The organism is Caulobacter sp. 602-1 (assembly GCF_003931565.1).
Classification (GTDB): Bacteria; Pseudomonadota; Alphaproteobacteria; order Caulobacterales; family Caulobacteraceae; genus Caulobacter.
Window position 1 is genome coordinate 1 of sequence record NZ_RRYI01000130.1, and the last position, 290, is coordinate 290.

Here is a 290-nt window from a genome sequence, read left to right on the forward strand (position 1 = left end):
GGCATCGGCCGCATTTACGAATTGACGGCCGCGGATATCCTCACGCTGGACCATATTGACTTCAACTATGCGTTCAACTACCCGTGCGCATTCAGCCTGTTCTGCACCTGCCCAATCCCATCCAAGCGCAACCATTTGCCGCTTGCGGTCACGGCCGGAGAGAAGACACCAAAGGAATATCAGTACTGATTTCAGCATTTGCTTGGCGCCCTTCTGAAGAGGGGAGCTGTCTTCGTTAGACGACTGAGGGGAGTCCCGGTGCCACCGCGACTCCCCTCAGTCTCGCTACG

The 290-nt window shown here is 56.6% G+C and carries 1 protein-coding gene; it reads left to right on the forward strand.

What is annotated here, in order from left to right; genetic code table 11:
* Positions 1–189: DUF1684 domain-containing protein (locus EIK80_RS25560; protein ID WP_199743644.1), on the forward strand; the 189-nt coding region annotated here is incomplete at its 5' end.
* Positions 190–290: the final 101 nt, after the last annotated feature.